Below are 16,989 nucleotides of genomic sequence, written 5' to 3'. Positions count from 1 at the left end.
GTTACTCCAGACTCGACGCTAGTACTTGCAATGCAAGTTGTTCGAAACTCAGACCGGCTTGTTTAGCAGCCTTTGGCACTAAACTTGTTTCGGTCATGCCCGGCACTGTATTTGATTCCAACAGCATAAAGACGCCAAGCTCATTTTGCATCAAATCTACTCTTCCCCAACCTCTGCCAGAAAGGCCATAAAATGCATTTAGCGAAAGCTCGCCAATCTGTTTTTCGGTAGCATCATCCAAGCCACTAGGACAATGATACTCGGTTGTTTTATCATTGTACTTGGCATCATAGTCATAAAAAACATGTGGTGTTGCCATGCGAATTGAAGGTAGCGCAACACCATTTAAAATAGTAACTGTGTATTCAGGACCATTAATATATTCTTCAACCAAAACATCGTCGTCATATTCAAGCGCTAGCTGCACCGCATTTTCAAGCTCTTGGGCGTCCTCCACCTTGGCCATACCAATACTCGAACCTTCGCGAGCAGGTTTAACCATAGCGACACCCGATAACTGCGCTAAAATCTCAGCATAATCAGGTTTTGTAGCTGAATTAACTCTGGCCTTTGTTACCACTTTGTAACGCGCAGTCGGAAGCCCTAGCGCAGACCAAACTTGTTTTGAAAAAACCTTGTCCATGGCTAATGCAGAACCCAATACACCGGTTCCGGTATAAGGAATGCCGAGTAGCTGCAGTGCACCTTGCATACTGCCGTCTTCTCCGCCTCGGCCATGCAAAATAATAAATGCGCGATCAAAACCTGATAACACCAAATCCCCAATGGGATTTTCTGCTGGGTCAAATTTATGCGCGTCTATGCCTGCGCTTTGCAACGCATTAAGCACGGCTGTGCCCGACGCCAAGCTCACTTTACGCTCCGCAGAATTTCCACCAAACAACACGGCCACCTTGCCAAACGCAGTGATATCTTGTGCGCTAACTACTTGTGTACTCATGCATCGCCTGCCTTTTTCAACAATGCTGCCTTATTCAATTCAGTGCTTGCAATTGATTGTGCTATATCACCAATGTTACCCGCGCCTTGCGCAAACAGAACGTCACCATCAGTCATGACATCAGCAAGTATTTTGTAGAGGTTTTGCACTGAACTCACATAAATTGGCTCTAACTTTCCGCGCTGACGGATCGACCGGCACAACGATTTGCTGTCAATACCTTCAATAGGTTCTTCGCTAGCTGCATAAATATCTAGCAGTAATAACACATCAACTTCTGACAATACTTCAACAAAGTCCTCGTATAAATCCCGTGTACGTGAATATCTATGTGGTTGGTAAATCATGACTACCCGTTTTTGTGGCCAATTATTACGAGCTGCGGCAATTGTCATTTTCACTTCTGTTGGGTGGTGACCGTAATCATCGACCAGGATTGTGCTGCCGTAGTCTTGGTTAAATTCCCCAAGCACTTGAAAGCGTCGACCGATACCTTGGAAGTTTTTCAAGGCTAATAAAATATCTTCATCGCTAATGCCTTCATCCGTTGCCACCGCAATGGCAGCTGTCGCATTCAACACATTGTGAATACCAGGCAAACTAAGTTTGACTTTTAGTGCAGTTTTGTCTTTACGCTTAACCGTAAAATGGCTGTAGTTAAGTTCATAAACAACATCAACTGCCTGATAATCACTGCCATCCAGTTGACCATAAGTCAGGTATTTACGACCTACTTTAGGTAGTATTTCTTGCACCACATCGTCGTCCCCAAACACAACCGCTAAACCATAGAAAGGTAAGTTATGTAAAAATTCAACATACGCATTTTTCATTTTTGAAAAATCACCTTGATAAGCTTCAAGGTGATCCGCTTCAATATTGGTGATCACTGATAGTGTTGGTTGCAAATGCAAAAACGAGGCGTCACTTTCGTCCGCTTCAGCAATAAGATATTTGCTTGCGCCTAATTTTGCATTTGTGCCCGCACTATTTAGCAGTCCGCCAATCACATAGGTAGGATCCAATTTCGCTTGTGAAAATATAGTCGCAATCAAACTCGTGGTCGTGGTTTTACCATGTGTTCCTGCCACAGCTATGCCGTAACGAAAACGCATTAACTCTGCTAACATTTCTGCACGGCGAATAATTGGGATACGCTGCTGTATAGCAATTTGAATTTCAGGATTAGTTTTATTAATTGCGCTAGACACAATTACTGCATCGACTTGTTTTATATTGTCAGTTGAATGACCTATAAAAATATCGGCACCTAGCTTGGTCAAGCGAGCAGTCATGCTGCTGTGCTTCATATCCGAACCAGAGACTTGATAGCCTAGGTTTAGCACAACTTCAGCAATGCCACCCATGCCTGCACCACCAATGCCAATAAAATGTAATTTTTGCACACGACGCATTTTGTGCGGCATCAATGCTGCAGTATTGTCGTTTTGCTCGGCAGTCGAATATGCCGACAATTTATTTTTAGTACTCACAATTTCTCCCTCAAGCCTTCCTGCACTACGGCAGAAATTACTTTGAGTGTGGCGTCTTGAATACAAAGCGCTCTGGCTTTACGCCCCATCTCTGTTATTTTTTGCGGGTTTGACAGCAACATATCTAGCTGTGAATATAAGTTATCAGCGAGTTTGTCTTGCCCAATAAGTATTGCTGCATCGTTGTCACTCAATGCTCTCGCATTGTAAGTTTGATGATCATCAACTGCAATTGGTAAAGGCACAAAAATAGCGCAGCTTTCTGTCGCTGCAACTTCCGCCACAGTAAGCGCCCCTGCTCGGCATATCACAATATCAGCTTGCGCAAATTGAGCTGGAATATCATCAATAAATTCAAGCACCGTACTGTCTGATTGCGATGCTAACTGCTTACTCAGCTTCTGGTCTGGTTCATTGCCCATTACAGACTTACGTGCTTGGGATTTGTGGGTCATTTGTGCATACTGTAGTTGCACCGGTTGAGCTTTACCCTTGCCAGCTTGATGCACAACGCTAATGGCGTATTTTTTCCGAAGTTGATTGATAACCTCTGGGATTATTTGATTTAGCGCTAACGCACCTAAACTGCCGCCCACTATCAAAAATCGAAACGTATCATTATGGCGTTGAGTTTTCGTTGTACTAAAAAATTCAGCGCGCACAGGATTACCAACAAACTCAACATTACTAGGTGATTGACTTGCCATTGCAGATGCGCGTAAATCGAAACCACAAAGCACACGTTTTGCGACTTTGGCCAACCACTTATTAGTCAAACCAAACACCGCATTTTGTTCGTGTATAACAATAGGAATACCTAATGTCCAAGCTGCAATACCGCCTGGACCGCTAGCAAACCCGCCCATACCTAACACCACATTAGGATTGAGGGTTTTGAGTACTTTTCTAGCTTGCCAAACAGCCGATATCAACATAGAAGGAGCGTATAGTTTAGCGATAATGCCTTTGCCTCGAACGCCCTTGACATCAAGGAAATGGATCACAAAGCCATTTTTAGGAACAAGCTCTGCTTCCATTTTATCTGCACTGCCAAACCATTCAACCCGCCAACTCTGTCGCGTTATTTCTTTTGCCACAGCTAAGCCAGGAAACACATGACCGCCCGTTCCTCCAGCCATGATGACTAGCAAGGGTTGGTTTGCTGATAAGACCTTACTAACATCGGTAACATCACGCATTTTCTGTTACCTCCGCTACCGCTTTAATTTTTGTCTGTTCGGTTTTTCTACTACTGCCTTTTTTATTGGTTCTTTTGCTACTTCCTCCGCGCTTGAGTGCTTGCACACCATCAACTCTAAGTTCAAAATCGATGCGCAATAGAATGGCAATAGCAACTGACATAACGATGAGTGAAGAACCACCATAACTCACGAACGGCAAAGTTAATCCTTTGGTCGGTAATATACCCGTACTTGCTCCCACATTTACGACTGTTTGGAAGCTGAACCAAATACCAATACCATAAGCTAAAAATGCCTCGAAAGTGCGCTCTTGAGTCATCGCTCTGTTGCCAATTCGAAGCGCTTTTATGACCATCGAAAGGATTAACAATAACACTACCAAGACCCCGATATAGCCTAATTCTTCAGCTAAAATCGCCATAATAAAATCGGTGTGCGCTTCAGGTAAAAATTCTAATTTTTGTAGGCTATTGCCTAAACCTTGTCCGAACCAAGATCCGCGACCGTATGCCATTAGCGATTGCGTTAATTGATAACCGGACCCGAAAGGATCGGCCCAAGGGTCAAGGAAGGCAGTAACGCGCTTAACCCGGTAAGGTTCAAAAAGAATTAATGCAACAACCGCTAACACCCCAGTAAATACTAAACCAAAGAATTGCCATAATTTTGCGCCGGCTAAAAACAACAAACCTATTGTGGTAGCAAACATGACAATAACCGTGCCTAAGTCAGGTTGATTAAGTAATAACAATGCCAGTAGGAAAAAAACAGCCAAAGGCTTTACGAAGCCTTTAAAATTTTCATTAATTTCTTCGTATCTTCTAACCAAATAACCGGCTAAATAGCAGAAGAAAAATAGCTTGGCAGGTTCCGCTGCTTGAATAGTCACTGGGCCAATAACAATCCATCTTGTACTGCCGTTAACCGAGCGCCCTATAATAAGGACTGCGACCAACAACACGATAGCCAGCAATAGTAAATAAGGGTTGGCGACACGCCAAAAATTCATCGGTAAATTAAGTACTATCATGGCCGCAATAATAGCGATACCGATGTAAATAGCATGACGAATAGCAAAGTGAAATGGGTTGCCATACATCCTTTCGGCAATCGGCATTGACGCCGAGGTCACAATCACGAAACCAATCGCAAACAAAGTTAAGGTAATTAAGACTAAAACAAGATCGTAAGGACGCTGTTGCGCTCCATCCTGATCCGCAAATAGGTCATGTCTAGCAGCAAACATGGCAGATAATTTATTGCTTGTTTGCAAGTTAGAGTTCGCCATTATGCCACTTGCTCATTAACGGCGCTGGCAAACATGTTGCCTCTATCTTGATAGTTAACAAACATATCAAGACTTGCGCAAGCCGGCGAAAGCAATACGACTGCATTTGCACGATCGGCTTTCTGTATTAGTGACAATGAGGTTGCAACCGCTTCCTGTAAATTTCGAACATGGATTGCATTGGGTATTAATTCGATAAATTTGTGTGCATCTTTGCCTAACACAATCAGTTGATTTACTTGGCTATCTATTATTTTTTTCAAAGGCGACAAATCCACACCTTTGGCGTCGCCACCTGCAATTAAGACAAGATAATCGTCGGATTTTGTAAAACAAGCTAAAGCGGCCTGACATGCGCCTACATTGGTTGACTTTGAATCATTGATCCATGTAATTGTTGAGGCTTTACCAGCAACCTCAAGTGTAGACACTCTAATCGTTTCAAAACGATGAGGTAATCCTTTGTAATCACAAATGGCTTTTATAGTAAGCTGTCTATCCAGTGATAATTGATCACAAATAGCCAATACAATCATGATATTAATGTAGTTATGCGACCCTTTTAGATGTAAGTCAGAAAGCGCAACCAGTGCCGAACCATTAAATTGAATGCAAGGCTCTGCTATGGACTGCGCCAAATGGCTTGAGCGACTATCGATACTTGAATTTGATAAGGAGTCAGATACAAGTATTTCGCCAACCGAATAACCGGTGAGGCTATTCAATAGACCCACTTCAGCACAAATTCGCGTGCTCATGTTGGTAATGCCTACTTCATTCAATTCCATGGCTAGGGGATAACTAAAGACTTCATCTCGGCAAACGACGATATTTTTGGCCATATTAAAAATACGTTGTTTGGCTGCTTTATAGGCCTCAAAACTACCATGACGGTCTAGGTGATCCTCGGTAATATTAAGTATGGTGGCAAACTCAAGTTGCAGTGATTCGGTCATCTCTAATTGATAGCTGGACAACTCTAACACCACTATGTCCATCGCTGGCGTTGCTGTGTGTGCTTGCTCTAGTAATAAATCAACGGCACACTTTCCGTAATTTCCCGCCAACTCAACATGTAAACCCGCGCTGTTGAGGACTTTACCTAACATGTCTGTGACCGTAGTCTTACCGTTTGAACCAGTAATCCCAATCAATGGTGTTTTATTAAACCAAGCGAACAATTCAATATCGCCAATTAATACGCCACCTTGTTCACGGTAAGTTGCAAAACAAGGTAAGTGTGGGCTAACACCGGGGCTAACAACCACAATTGAAAAGGAGGATAGAGACATATCCGGCTCGAAGACTGCGGCTTTGACATTGGTGTCACTCTTGACCGTTTCTTGAATATTCACATCACGGTCAAATACGCAAACTGTTGCCTGTTGAGAAAGCAAAAACCGGACACACGCGCGCCCGGTAATACCATAGCCTATGACGGCAATTGACTGATTTGCCAAGTCCCTATTCATTTATCTCAACTTCAATGTTGCCAGTCCAATGAGGACCAGAATTAATGAAATAATCCAAAACCTGACAATAACGCGAGGCTCTGGCCACCCTTTTAATTCATAATGATGATGTATTGGTGCCATTCTAAAAATACGTTTTCCGCGCATTTTAAATGACCCCACTTGCAGTATAACGGACAGCGCTTCAACCACGAAAACACCTCCCATCACAATAAAAACAATTTCTTGGCGAACCAGAATAGCCAATAGTCCGAGTGTTGCGCCTAATGAAAGTGAACCAACGTCGCCCATAAAAACTTGGGCTGGATACGTGTTAAACCACAAGAACCCAAGACCAGCGCCCACGATTGCTGTGCACACAATGACCAATTCACTGGTCATTGGAATAAATGGAATATTGAGATAAGCAGAAAAGTTAATATTGCCGGTGACATAAGCGAATACCGCAAATGCGCCCGCAACCAAAATGATAGGGACAATGGCTAAGCCATCTAAGCCGTCAGTTAAGTTCACTGCATTGCTTGTGCCCACTAATGCAAAATAAGCAATGACCATGTAGAAAACACCTAACTGGGGCATTACTTCTTTAAAGAACGGCACAATTAACGCAGTTTCAGCGACAATTTCTGGGTTTGCTGTATAGTACAGAAACGCCGAAACCACAACGGCAATAACCGATTGCCAAAAATACTTCCAGCGTGCAATCAGACCTTTAGCGTCTTTACGGATGACCTTACGGTAATCGTCAACAAAGCCAACCAAGCCGTAAGCTACGATCACCAGAAGAGTAACCAAAACATATTTATTAGTCAGGTCTGCCCATAACAATACGCTAATTAATATGGCTGCTAATATTAACAGCCCCCCCATTGTGGGCGTGCCTGCTTTTGACAAATGACTCTGTGGTCCATCGTCACGAATTGTCTGTCCAATCTGCATAGCTTGTAACCAGCGGATCATTTTTGGACCAATGAGAATAGCGATAAGTAAGGCGGTTAACGTGCTTAAAATTGCACGCAGGGTCAAATACTGCACAACGTTAAAACTGGCATCAAACTGTGTTAGCCACTCGGCTAGCCAAATTAACATGCAATACCCTCCCTACGCCTTTCGAACTTTCCCACGGGGCTTTCCTCTATTGCTTTTACAACTAATTCCATTTTCGAACTTCTCGACCCTTTTACTAAAATACTGATATCTCGTTGTTCGTCAGCAACATTTTGATTAAGCATCGCAACCAGTGCTTCTTTGCTGTCAAAATGAAACCCAGTGTCTTTGAACACATCACTTGCACATTGACTCAATACACCCAATGAATAGACTGATGTAATGCCCTTTGATTTGGCGTATTCGCCTACTTGCTCATGATAATATCGTGCCTTATCACCCAGTTCTGCCATATCGCCAAACACAAAAATACGATTACCAGAGAAGGTTGCTAACAAATCGATTGCCGCATTTACAGAAGCAACGTTTGCATTATAGGTGTCATCCAATAGACGAATTTGATTGCTCAATTGTTTAACATTTAAACGTCCGCCTACTTCGCGCATATTGAATAGCCCGAGCTGAACTTCTTCTAAATTTGCGCCGACAGTAATCGACAAAGCGGCCGCAAGTAATGCATTTCCGACATTGTGCGTACCTGGTATACTCAAGCGAATAGCGGCTCTGCCTGTTGGACAAACTAATTCGAATTCAGCGCATCCGTCCATCCCCATGGCAATATCTTCTGCGTGATAGTCGCCATATCCAGACTCCGGAGAGAACGTTAAACAATTCAAATGAGACGTTTTTCCTTCCCAAAATGAATAAAATTGACTGTCACGATTTAGGATTGCTGTGCCTTTTGTGCCCAGGCCTTTAAAGATTTCACTTTTGGCTCTAGCAACACCAAATAGACTACCAAAGCCCTCTAGATGTGACGCTGCTGCGTTGACAATGGTTGCCACATCGGGCTTGACTAAATTTGTGGTGTAGGCAATTTCACCTAAGTGATTTGCACCTAGCTCAATAACCGCATATTCGTGCTGTTTCTCAAGTCTTAGTAGAGTCAATGGCACGCCAATATCGTTGTTGTAATTGCCTTTGGTAAACAGCACTTTACCCTTCACGGATAGAATAGATGCAACCATTTCTTTGACCGTAGTTTTACCGCTACTACCAGTAATCCCGACGGTTTTCGGATTAACTTGTTGCTTGACTGCAGCACCTAATTTACCTAACGCGGTTTTCGTATCGTCAACCAATATCGACGGCAGTGGACAGTCCACAGGGCGACTAACGATGATCGCTGCAGCTCCTTTTTGCAGCGCCCTGAGAAGATGGTCATGGGCATCATGATTAGGACCCACTAATGCAATAAACAAGTCGCCTGGTTGCAGTGTTCGAGTGTCCGTACTAACGCCTTTAATTTGTAACTCTTCGACACTTTTTGTGTTTAATGTGCCTTCTACTTTTCCAGCAATCCAAGATAATGAAACGGAAATCATCCTCTTACCTCCATGGTTAACTGTTTAACATATTCCCTCTCGTTGTAGTGCTCGCGCACTGATTTTAACTCGAGGTACTCTTCATGGCCTTTTCCTGCAACAACAATCAAATCATCGGTACAACTATTCAGATAAGCCTGTTTAATTGCAGAGGTTCTTTCTAATTCTATTTTTAATTTTGATTTTTGATGTATCCCCTGTTGAATATCAGCAATGATATCTTCAGGTAATTCGTTGCGGCTATTGTCTTGAGTCAATATGACTTCATCTGCGCATAGTTCAGCAATTTTACCCATTTGGCTGCGTTTGGAATTATCGCGATCGCCACCACAACCGAAAATGACGGTCAGCTTTCCCGTCACATGCTGACGTGCTGCCAACAAAGCCTGCTCAAGCGCATCGGGAGTGTGTGCATAATCAACAATAATATTGCCATGCTTTATTGATTCGAAAACTTCCATTCGACCTGGCACACCGTTTAACAAAGGAACGGCATCAACTAAACGTTCAAAACTGACGCCTTGTAAAAGCAATGAGCTGAATGCGGTAAGTAAATTGGCGATATTGAATTGGCCGATCAATGGCAAAGATACTGATGCCTGCCCCCAACTTGATTTAATTTTGAAGGTACTACCGTTTGGCGTAAAACGCGGATTTAAAGCAATACAGTATTTATAATGTTGATTATGCTTTGCATATGCTTGGAGCAAAGACGCTGATGACCGCTGGTTAACCGAACAAAGACAAATAATCGTGTGCTCTGGCGCTTGCTCTACCCAACGATGGCTTTCTTTATCATCTGCATTTAATACCAAGTAACGAATCCCATCTTGTTTAAGTAACAGACGTTTGGCCTTGGCATACTCATTTAAACTCGGATGGTAATCTAAGTGATCTTGGGTCAAATTTGTGAATGCAGCGACGTCCACTTTGAAGCCGCTCAATCTTTTTTGATGTAGTCCATGTGAAGAGGCTTCAATACACAGGCGTCTGCCTCCAAGCTGTTTGACTAAATGCGCAAATTGGTGCATGCACGCGATGTCTGGTGTTGTATTTATTGTGTCTAAAATTTTAATAGGAGCTTGCTTTTTTGGATAAAAACCAACCCCCATCGTACCTATAGTGCCTGCATTTTCTCCGCACGATGCCGACAATTGGGCACAAATATGAGCAACCGACGTCTTACCGTTAGTACCCGTAATAGCGACACACTGAAGCGTATTTGAAACATGTTGGTGGAAGGCGCTGCAAATAAAGCCGATTTGCTTTTCTAATTCAAAAAAACTAATAATCAAGGCTTCACCAACACTGTCAACCTGACCATGTTGTTCCGTGTTGTTTGTGTTAACAAGTACTAATTTAGCACCATTATTGATTGCACCTTGCACATATTTAGCGCCATTATTGCTGGTGCCTTGATGCGCAATAAACAATGAGTTGTGTTTTGCGCTGCGGCTATCCAATACAATATTGTCAACCTCAGTAGCAGCAATCAGAATGTCAAAAATCGCCAGTATTGAGGCGATTGAACGAGTTTGCAGTTTATCTTCATTGGACGGCATCTTGACCCCCACTGTAGATTCTCGCTGTTTTACTATCGTCGTCAGGTGGTACATTCAGCATTTGCAATGTGCCCGAAACTATGGCGGAAAAGGTTGGCGCGGCAGTATCACCGGCGTAATATAAATCACCACTGGGCTCATTGATTAACACGACTACCGCTATTTTAGGGTCTGAAACAGGCGCAATACCGGCAAAAATATTGACGTATTCCTCACCATAACCACCCGCTACGGCCTTGCGACTTGTGCCTGTTTTACCCGCAATACGATAGCCAGGCACGCTTGCTTTTACACCAGAACCACCCGCTTGCGTCACGGTTTCCATCATTTCTAACACAGCCATTGCATTTTCGTGACTGACAACACGCTCCGGTAATTCTAAAGCAGGCTCATTCGACTTAATAATGGACAACGGTATTTTTACACCACCGTTTCCAATCGTTGCATACATTCTAGCAAGCTGAGCTGTCGTAACTGAAATATTGTAACCGAACGATAACGATGCAACCTCATGTTCAGACCAACGATTACGTTCATGAAAAATACCGTTAGATTCTCCCACCATGTTACTGCCAGTGGTGCTCATTAAGCCCATATTGTAGTAAGTGTCCATGAGGAAATTTTTGTCGACGGACAACGCCAACTTAGAGGTGCCCATATTGCTCGATTTTTGAATAATTTCGGTCACGCTAATTTTGCCATAGTTGCGCGGATCCTCCACTCGGCTGCCGCCTAAGCGCATCCAACCGGGAGAGGTATCAATGATAGAATCTTTTTGTACGGTGCCATATTCTAATGCAGCTAATATCGCAATCGGCTTTAATGAAGAGCCAGGCTCAAAAGCGTCGGTTATCGCTCTATTACGTAAGCGATGGTTAGACACAGTTTTGCGGTTGTTTGGGTTGTATGACGGCGTGTTAGCGAGTGCCAAAATTTCACCCGTATGCACATCAACAATAACTACAGATGCAGACGCTGCTTTAAAATACAAGGTCGCTTCTTTAAGTTCGCGGTACGCCAACGCTTGAATACGCTGGTCGATAGTGAGCATTAAATCGCCCGCTTTCTCCCCCGCATGTTGTTCAATAATTTCAACTTGACGGCCCTTCGCGTCGCGACGGATTTTACGTTTATCTGGCGTGCCCGTTAACCAATTATTGTATAACTTTTCAATACCTTCAATGCCTTTGTCATCAACATTCGTAAAGCCGACAACATGGGCAGAAACTTCCCCCGTGGGATAGTAGCGTTTGGATTCATTGCGCAAGTAAATACCGGGAATAGCCAGTTCTTCAACAAAATTAGCCATTGCGGGTGTGACTTGACGTTCAATGTATACAAAACGACGTTTCGGGTTATCTACCTTGTCATACAAACTTTGCACATCACGGCCTAGTACTTCGGCCAACGCCTGAAAACGGCGCTTGTCCAGGGCTTGCGTTTCACCGGTATCGCTGTCGAAGGAGTGAACCACTTTTGGATCGGCCCAAATAGCCTTTGAAGGCACGCTCACTGCAAGCTGTTCACCATGCCTATCTGTAATCAAACCACGATAGCTGGGATTGTCACGTATGCGAATAGTGCGATTATCGCCTTGTTGAATCAGCAGATCAGGTTCTATTACCTGAATGAAGGCGGCTCTGGCGGCTAAACATACAAACACCAATACAACGCTGTAAAGGACAGTGAGAAAGCGCCACTGCATGAGCATGGGGGATGTCTTTTGTTTGGCTTGGCGGTCTTTGCTGGTTCCTGTTTTAGCAGATGCACGCCTATTTGCGTTACCCGCCATTCGGTTTCCCTCGTACCAATACTTCATCTTCGGGACCAGGACGACGCATATTTAAATTTTCACGAACGATCTGTTCAATGCGGTTATGCTCAGTTAAGGAGCTTTGCTCAATGATCAAGTGACGCCATTCGACGTCTAACTCATCTTTTTCTTGAATTAACGATTCATGTTGCATCGACAATTGGCGATTGTGATGTACGCCTAGGACCACACCTATGGCTGTTGCAACCACAGCAATAAACAACACAACTTTAAATAAATTACGGCCTAGATCAGAGGTAATAAGTAACAATAGGTTGAAATTGGTACTGGCCATGTTCATAGTTTTTCTGCGACTCTAAGCACTGAACTGCGACACCGCACGTTGAGTGCAATTTCTTCAGCACTAGGCTTGATGGCTCTGCCCATGGCTTTCACCATTTTATCTGCATCTATCTCTTGTTGGGTAATAGGTAATCCGCGGGGGATCTCCTTGCCCTTGCTTAATTTTCTAATAAAGCGTTTAGCGACTCTATCCTCAAGCGAGTGAAAACTAATGACCGCCAGTCTGCCACCACTTTTGAGCACATTAACTGCGCCTTCTAAGCCTTGGTTTAATTGCTCGAGTTCACCATTAATAAATATCCTAACACCCTGAAAACTTCGTGTTGCCGGATGCTTAAACTTATCTTTTACAGGTACCGCTTTATCAATTAGTTGAGCAAACTCAGCAGTGGTTTCTAAAGGCTTTATTACCCTTTGTTCTAAAACAGCATGAGCAATTCGCTTACCAAACTTTTCTTCACCAAAGGTTTTTAACACCATCGTGATTTCTTCAAGATCCGCTTTATTTAACCAATCTGCGGCACTTATGCCTGAAGAACGGTCCATACGCATATCCAAGGGACCGTCTTTTTGAAAGCTGAAGCCCCGAGAAGCGTCATCTAGTTGTGGGGACGACACCCCTATATCCATTAGCACACCATCGATGTTGCACATCAGCTCAAGTTCGTTGACCACGTCTTCAATGTTTGAAAATGCGACATGATGTATGCTGAATCTAGGGTCGTCGATAAAACGTTGGGCGGACTCAATTGCTGTATCATCACGATCCAATGCAATGAGCCTACCTTTACTCGAAAGTTGTTTCAGAATTTCGGCGCTATGGCCGCCGCGTCCAAAAGTCGCGTCAATGTAAATCCCATCTGGCTTTATATTTAAGCCGGATAAGGATTCTTGTAGCAGTACTGGACGATGGGAAAATTTTTCTGAGGTCATAGTGAGAAATCCTGAAGACGTTCCGTAAGCTCAAATTGCCCTTGTTTCTCCGTTTCAATGTCTTCAGCGATTTGTCTATTCCAAACGTCTGTGTCCCAAATCTCAAATTTATTGAGTTGACCAACAAGCATAATTTGTTTATCCAAAACGGCGTGTTGACGAAGTGTCGGCGCAATTAGTATGCGACCACTTTTGTCCATTTCTCCTTCCATTGCATATCCTAGCAAAAGACGTTGAAGACGACGTTCTTGTGGATTAGTACTAGAGAGCTTACTGAGTTTAAGCTCAATTTCCTCCCATTCGGGGAGAGGGTAAAGTAGCAAACAGTTTTGAGATGTATCGATAGTGCATACCAGCTGTCCCTGGCAATCATCCAACAGCGACTGACGGTACCTTGTGGGTATCGTTAGTCGACCTTTGCTGTCCAGATTAATTGCGTTAGCGCCGCGGAACATTCCCCTAGCCTTTTCTTATTATTAGTAGCTTATAGTATTATTATTTTTATTTTTATTATTAAGCTGGTTGCACTCTAACGAAAAAACCATTTTTCGCCACTTTTACCCACTTCTCACAGTTTATGTACCATCATGCCCCACTGTCAAGCACATTTGTGTCAAAGCGGGTAAATAGTTCGAAACCTTGAACTGTATATAAACACAGGCCTCACTCGGATTTGAGACATAAAAAAACCACCTTAAGGTGGTTTTTACGTTAGTTTTTAATTGCTTGTATTTTAAGCAGTAGGCTGTTCGCCCTCGCCTTCTTTAGGCACAGGTCTAATTTGCACAGTTTTAATTGGCTTATCACCTTTATTAGACAATTCTACCAAACGGTTCAATTGTGCTAGTGACATCATAATTGCGTACATCGCGCCTAAGAAACCGGCTTTGTGTAATTCAAGAATAACCGCGTCATCTAGTGCATTAAGCTTCTTCTCGTCGATGCTCATGATGCCTGTTACATTGCGCGCAGTGCCATCTTGGTACTGAATACCAATTTGTATGTTGTCTAACAGGTCAAGTTCAACAACACGTTTTACGAAACGTTGATTAAGCATTTCACTGTTTGCAAGCTCAGCTAAAAATTGCTGACGATTTTTTAGGAAATCAGTCGGTTCACCGTCTTCAGCGAATAATGCTTCACCTTCGTCGGCAACTAAATGGCTGTTTTCATCAAAAAATACACCTAATTTCTCGCCATCCGGACGAATGTCAAAAGGGTAACGTTGTATGTTCAATGGCACATGCGGACCCTGCCATTTATCTTCTGCCCAAAACAAGTTAACGTTTTGGTCAACACCTAACATTGCTACAGTGTGAATATTTTTGTTAGTTGGATCTTCAATGAAAACCACCGGCATTGTTGATGCTAGATGCGCGAATTCACGGATGGTTGCTGCTGCAAGGTGAGTCTCTTTTGCAAAACTAAGATCTAACTGAGGAATTATTTTTAGATCTTTATGCTTATTTTTGTCCAGCGGGATATAATTAATAGCCATGTTGTTATAATTCTCTTACTTTAGTTTGATGCGGCTATTTCTAATCGTTAGCACTGCATCGTTCAGTCATGAAGCTGCCATGAACGGTTTACGAATAACCAGTTTCATGACGATGAAATTTGATTTTTTACCCAAAGGATAAACGCTGTTAGTATCGCCTAAACAAAATTGGAAGTCACTGCGTAACCTAATATTAACAACTAAAATTAGGCTTTTTTTCTATTAAGTTGCACAGTGGTGTACTGACAACCGTCATCGCCGAGTTGAAACGTACAATTTTTATTCTATTTGTGTTTTTAGCATAAATGGCGACCAAAACACGTCGATAACATCGAACAAAAATAACAATTAATAATTAACTATTCCAAAAGGACTGCTAATGCGAAAAAAATTCTGCGCTACTCTCACGATACTTTCTTCGTTAGTGCTAGCTGCTTGCAATACGACAAGCTCAGTACCAATAAATGAAACTAATGCTCAAGCAGCAAAACGGATCACTCAACAAAATATTATTGTTGACGGCCACATAGATGTGCCCTACCGAGTACAAAATCAATGGGTAGACGTAACAAAAAGCACAGAAAATGGCGATTTTGATTATCCACGTGCGGTCGAAGGGGGATTAAATGCGCCGTTCATGTCCATTTATGTTCCCGCTAGTTTAGATAACTCTGATCAATCCACGGCCTTGGCACACAAGTTAATTGACTCTGTAGAGGCCATTGTGGGACGCGCGCCAGACAAATTTGCGCTCGCCTATTCAGTAGCGGATGTAGAACAAAACTTCAAAGAGAATAAGATTTCTCTTCCAATGGGAATGGAAAATGGTTCTCCAGTACAAGGTTCTCTTGACACCTTGCGCGTCTTTTATGAACGAGGAATACGCTACATTACGTTAGCGCATAGCCAGAGTAATCACATCAGTGACTCGTCGTATGATTTACGCAGACAATGGAAAGGCCTGAGTCCTTTTGGTAAAGAGATGGTAGTGGAGATGAATAAACTTGGCATTATCGTGGACATTTCGCATGTCTCCGACGCCGCTTTCTATCAAGCCATAGAAATAAGCAAAGCCCCCGTCATTGCGTCACATTCTTCGTTGCGTGCATTCACCCCGGGGTTTGAGCGTAATATGGACGACGATATGCTCAAAGCCTTGGCTAAAAATAGAGGCGTTATTATGATTAACTTTGGTTCCGGCTTTGTCAGCCCCGTTGCCCGCAGTTGGCGTGATAACAGGACCAAGAAAGCACAAGAACTGGCTACAGTCTTTGGCGAAGACAGCCAAGAAGTAAAAGACTTTGTTGAAAAGTACAATACACAAAGTCCTTATCCATTTGCTACATTGGAAACCGTACTTGATCACATCGACCATGTGGTGACATTGGTGGGTATTGATTATGTCGGAATAGGGTCAGACTACGATGGTGTAGGTGACTCTCTGCCCATTAACTTGAAAGATGTATCAGCCTTCCCAAACCTTGTTGAAGGCCTTCTAGAACGTGGATATTCAGAGAACGATATCAAACAAATTTTAAATCAAAATTTACTGCGGGTGTGGCGCGAAGTTGAAGTTATTGCAAAAGCAGGGTGAAATTAGAGTGCCGCGTTAATTTTAGTTAAAACATACGCGCTTTGTTGAGGTATCATTGGACAAATTACTTTGACCATGTACCTCAATGAAACTAATAATACGAAACTTAGCAAGAACCACCACCCAAGAGTCACTTAGCGCTCTATTTACTGAAATTGGCTTAGTTCAATCTTGCACTCTAGTTATTGACAAAGTCACTGGCGCATCCAAAGGTTTCGCATTCGTTGAAATGCCCAAAAATGGCGAAGCAAAAATTGCGATCGGCAAACTTAATAATATTGAGCTTGATGGTAGTAAAATACGCGTTAAAAAGGCAGAACAGACGTCAACTGGTCCGGATAAAAAAGACAGAAGCAGCGAAGTCTAGTCGCATTAGTG

At 43.0% G+C, this 16,989-nt stretch carries 15 protein-coding genes; 2 read left to right on the top strand and 13 right to left on the bottom strand.

Translation table 11 applies throughout. From position 1 onward, the window contains the following. Position 1 precedes the first annotated feature (1 nt). The 13 genes from G399_RS0112355 to G399_RS0112295 all read right to left on the bottom strand — a co-directional run bounded on the left by G399_RS0112355 (position 2) and on the right by G399_RS0112295 (position 15,017). On the bottom strand, positions 2 to 961 hold the full coding sequence (locus tag G399_RS0112355) for a D-alanine--D-alanine ligase (protein WP_006015621.1): 960 nt from the start codon (positions 959 to 961) through the stop codon (positions 2 to 4). Next, positions 958 to 2,388 (bottom strand): UDP-N-acetylmuramate--L-alanine ligase, encoded by a 1,431-nt coding sequence (gene murC, locus G399_RS0112350; protein ID WP_034897130.1) that lies wholly within the window; start codon positions 2,386 to 2,388, stop codon positions 958 to 960. Before murC ends, G399_RS0112355 begins: the two co-directional genes overlap by 4 nt. 62 nt (positions 2,389 to 2,450) lie before the next feature. Continuing rightward, on the bottom strand, positions 2,451 to 3,653 hold the full coding sequence (gene murG, locus G399_RS0112345) for an undecaprenyldiphospho-muramoylpentapeptide beta-N-acetylglucosaminyltransferase (protein ID WP_006015616.1): 1,203 nt from the start codon (positions 3,651 to 3,653) through the stop codon (positions 2,451 to 2,453). Beyond that, the gene (gene ftsW / locus G399_RS0112340) at positions 3,646 to 4,944 is read right to left on the bottom strand and encodes a cell division protein FtsW (RefSeq protein WP_006015613.1); all 1,299 of its coding nucleotides are present in this window, start codon (positions 4,942 to 4,944) and stop codon (positions 3,646 to 3,648) included. Before ftsW ends, murG begins: the two co-directional genes overlap by 8 nt. Beyond that, on the bottom strand, positions 4,944 to 6,404 hold the full coding sequence (gene murD / locus G399_RS0112335; RefSeq protein ID WP_244877400.1) for a UDP-N-acetylmuramoyl-L-alanine--D-glutamate ligase: 1,461 nt from the start codon (positions 6,402 to 6,404) through the stop codon (positions 4,944 to 4,946). The genes ftsW and murD overlap by 1 nt, the downstream gene beginning before the upstream one ends. Positions 6,405 to 6,416: 12 nt before the next feature. Beyond that, the gene (gene mraY, locus G399_RS0112330; protein ID WP_006015607.1) at positions 6,417 to 7,505 is read right to left on the bottom strand and encodes a phospho-N-acetylmuramoyl-pentapeptide-transferase; all 1,089 of its coding nucleotides are present in this window, start codon (positions 7,503 to 7,505) and stop codon (positions 6,417 to 6,419) included. Continuing rightward, positions 7,499 to 8,908, bottom strand: a complete 1,410-nt coding sequence (locus G399_RS0112325) for a UDP-N-acetylmuramoyl-tripeptide--D-alanyl-D-alanine ligase (protein ID WP_006015604.1) — start codon at positions 8,906 to 8,908, stop codon at positions 7,499 to 7,501. Before G399_RS0112325 ends, mraY begins: the two co-directional genes overlap by 7 nt. Then, positions 8,905 to 10,470 (bottom strand): UDP-N-acetylmuramoyl-L-alanyl-D-glutamate--2,6-diaminopimelate ligase, encoded by a 1,566-nt coding sequence (locus G399_RS0112320; RefSeq protein WP_006015600.1) that lies wholly within the window; start codon positions 10,468 to 10,470, stop codon positions 8,905 to 8,907. The genes G399_RS0112325 and G399_RS0112320 overlap by 4 nt, the downstream gene beginning before the upstream one ends. Beyond that, entirely contained in the window at positions 10,457 to 12,262 is a 1,806-nt protein-coding gene (locus G399_RS0112315) for a peptidoglycan glycosyltransferase FtsI (RefSeq protein ID WP_006015597.1), read from the bottom strand. The genes G399_RS0112320 and G399_RS0112315 overlap by 14 nt, the downstream gene beginning before the upstream one ends. Further along, on the bottom strand, positions 12,252 to 12,584 hold the full coding sequence (gene ftsL, locus G399_RS0112310) for a cell division protein FtsL (protein WP_006015595.1): 333 nt from the start codon (positions 12,582 to 12,584) through the stop codon (positions 12,252 to 12,254). The genes G399_RS0112315 and ftsL overlap by 11 nt, the downstream gene beginning before the upstream one ends. After that, positions 12,581 to 13,519: a 16S rRNA (cytosine(1402)-N(4))-methyltransferase RsmH gene (gene rsmH / locus G399_RS0112305; RefSeq protein ID WP_006015593.1), complete on the bottom strand. Its 939-nt coding sequence runs from the start codon at positions 13,517 to 13,519 to the stop codon at positions 12,581 to 12,583. Before rsmH ends, ftsL begins: the two co-directional genes overlap by 4 nt. Beyond that, positions 13,516 to 13,974 carry a division/cell wall cluster transcriptional repressor MraZ gene (mraZ, locus tag G399_RS0112300; protein ID WP_026843695.1) on the bottom strand — a complete coding sequence of 153 codons (459 nt, stop codon included), beginning with the start codon at positions 13,972 to 13,974 and terminating at the stop codon, positions 13,516 to 13,518. Before mraZ ends, rsmH begins: the two co-directional genes overlap by 4 nt. 278 nt (positions 13,975 to 14,252) lie before the next feature. Continuing rightward, positions 14,253 to 15,017, bottom strand: a complete 765-nt coding sequence (locus tag G399_RS0112295) for a SapC family protein (protein ID WP_006015589.1) — start codon at positions 15,015 to 15,017, stop codon at positions 14,253 to 14,255. Between the two features lie 379 nt (positions 15,018 to 15,396). Between G399_RS0112295 and G399_RS0112290 the strand changes: the two genes are divergently transcribed. Together G399_RS0112290 and G399_RS0112285 are read left to right on the top strand one after the other, a co-directional pair. Beyond that, on the top strand, positions 15,397 to 16,611 hold the full coding sequence (locus G399_RS0112290) for a dipeptidase (protein WP_006015586.1): 1,215 nt from the start codon (positions 15,397 to 15,399) through the stop codon (positions 16,609 to 16,611). Between the two features lie 85 nt (positions 16,612 to 16,696). After that, a complete protein-coding gene (locus G399_RS0112285; protein WP_006015584.1) occupies positions 16,697 to 16,978 on the top strand; it encodes an RNA recognition motif domain-containing protein in 282 nt (93 codons plus the stop codon). Positions 16,979 to 16,989 lie beyond the last annotated feature (11 nt).

The organism is Brumicola pallidula DSM 14239 = ACAM 615 (assembly GCF_000428905.1).
Lineage (GTDB): Bacteria > Pseudomonadota > Gammaproteobacteria > Enterobacterales > Alteromonadaceae > Glaciecola > Glaciecola pallidula.
Note: the sequence above shows the minus strand (reverse complement) of the source record. Positions and strands in the feature narration are given on the sequence as shown.

Excerpts from the sequence above, each read along its gene's own strand:
- murG (WP_006015616.1), bottom strand. The coding sequence starts at position 3,653 with ATGCGTGATGTTACCGATGTTAGTAAGGTCTTATCAGCAAACCAACCC.
- G399_RS0112315 (WP_006015597.1), bottom strand. The coding sequence starts at position 12,262 with ATGGCGGGTAACGCAAATAGGCGTGCATCTGCTAAAACAGGAACCAGC.
- G399_RS0112355 (WP_006015621.1), bottom strand. The coding sequence starts at position 961 with ATGAGTACACAAGTAGTTAGCGCACAAGATATCACTGCGTTTGGCAAG.
- G399_RS0112320 (WP_006015600.1), bottom strand. The coding sequence starts at position 10,470 with ATGCCGTCCAATGAAGATAAACTGCAAACTCGTTCAATCGCCTCAATA.
- mraY (WP_006015607.1), bottom strand. The coding sequence starts at position 7,505 with ATGTTAATTTGGCTAGCCGAGTGGCTAACACAGTTTGATGCCAGTTTT.
- G399_RS0112285 (WP_006015584.1), top strand. The coding sequence starts at position 16,697 with ATGAAACTAATAATACGAAACTTAGCAAGAACCACCACCCAAGAGTCA.
- ftsL (WP_006015595.1), bottom strand. The coding sequence starts at position 12,584 with ATGAACATGGCCAGTACCAATTTCAACCTATTGTTACTTATTACCTCT.
- rsmH (WP_006015593.1), bottom strand. The coding sequence starts at position 13,519 with ATGACCTCAGAAAAATTTTCCCATCGTCCAGTACTGCTACAAGAATCC.
- G399_RS0112325 (WP_006015604.1), bottom strand. The coding sequence starts at position 8,908 with ATGATTTCCGTTTCATTATCTTGGATTGCTGGAAAAGTAGAAGGCACA.
- mraZ (WP_026843695.1), bottom strand. The coding sequence starts at position 13,974 with ATGTTCCGCGGCGCTAACGCAATTAATCTGGACAGCAAAGGTCGACTA.
- murC (WP_034897130.1), bottom strand. The coding sequence starts at position 2,388 with ATGCCGCACAAAATGCGTCGTGTGCAAAAATTACATTTTATTGGCATT.
- ftsW (WP_006015613.1), bottom strand. The coding sequence starts at position 4,944 with ATGGCGAACTCTAACTTGCAAACAAGCAATAAATTATCTGCCATGTTT.
- G399_RS0112295 (WP_006015589.1), bottom strand. The coding sequence starts at position 15,017 with ATGGCTATTAATTATATCCCGCTGGACAAAAATAAGCATAAAGATCTA.
- G399_RS0112290 (WP_006015586.1), top strand. The coding sequence starts at position 15,397 with ATGCGAAAAAAATTCTGCGCTACTCTCACGATACTTTCTTCGTTAGTG.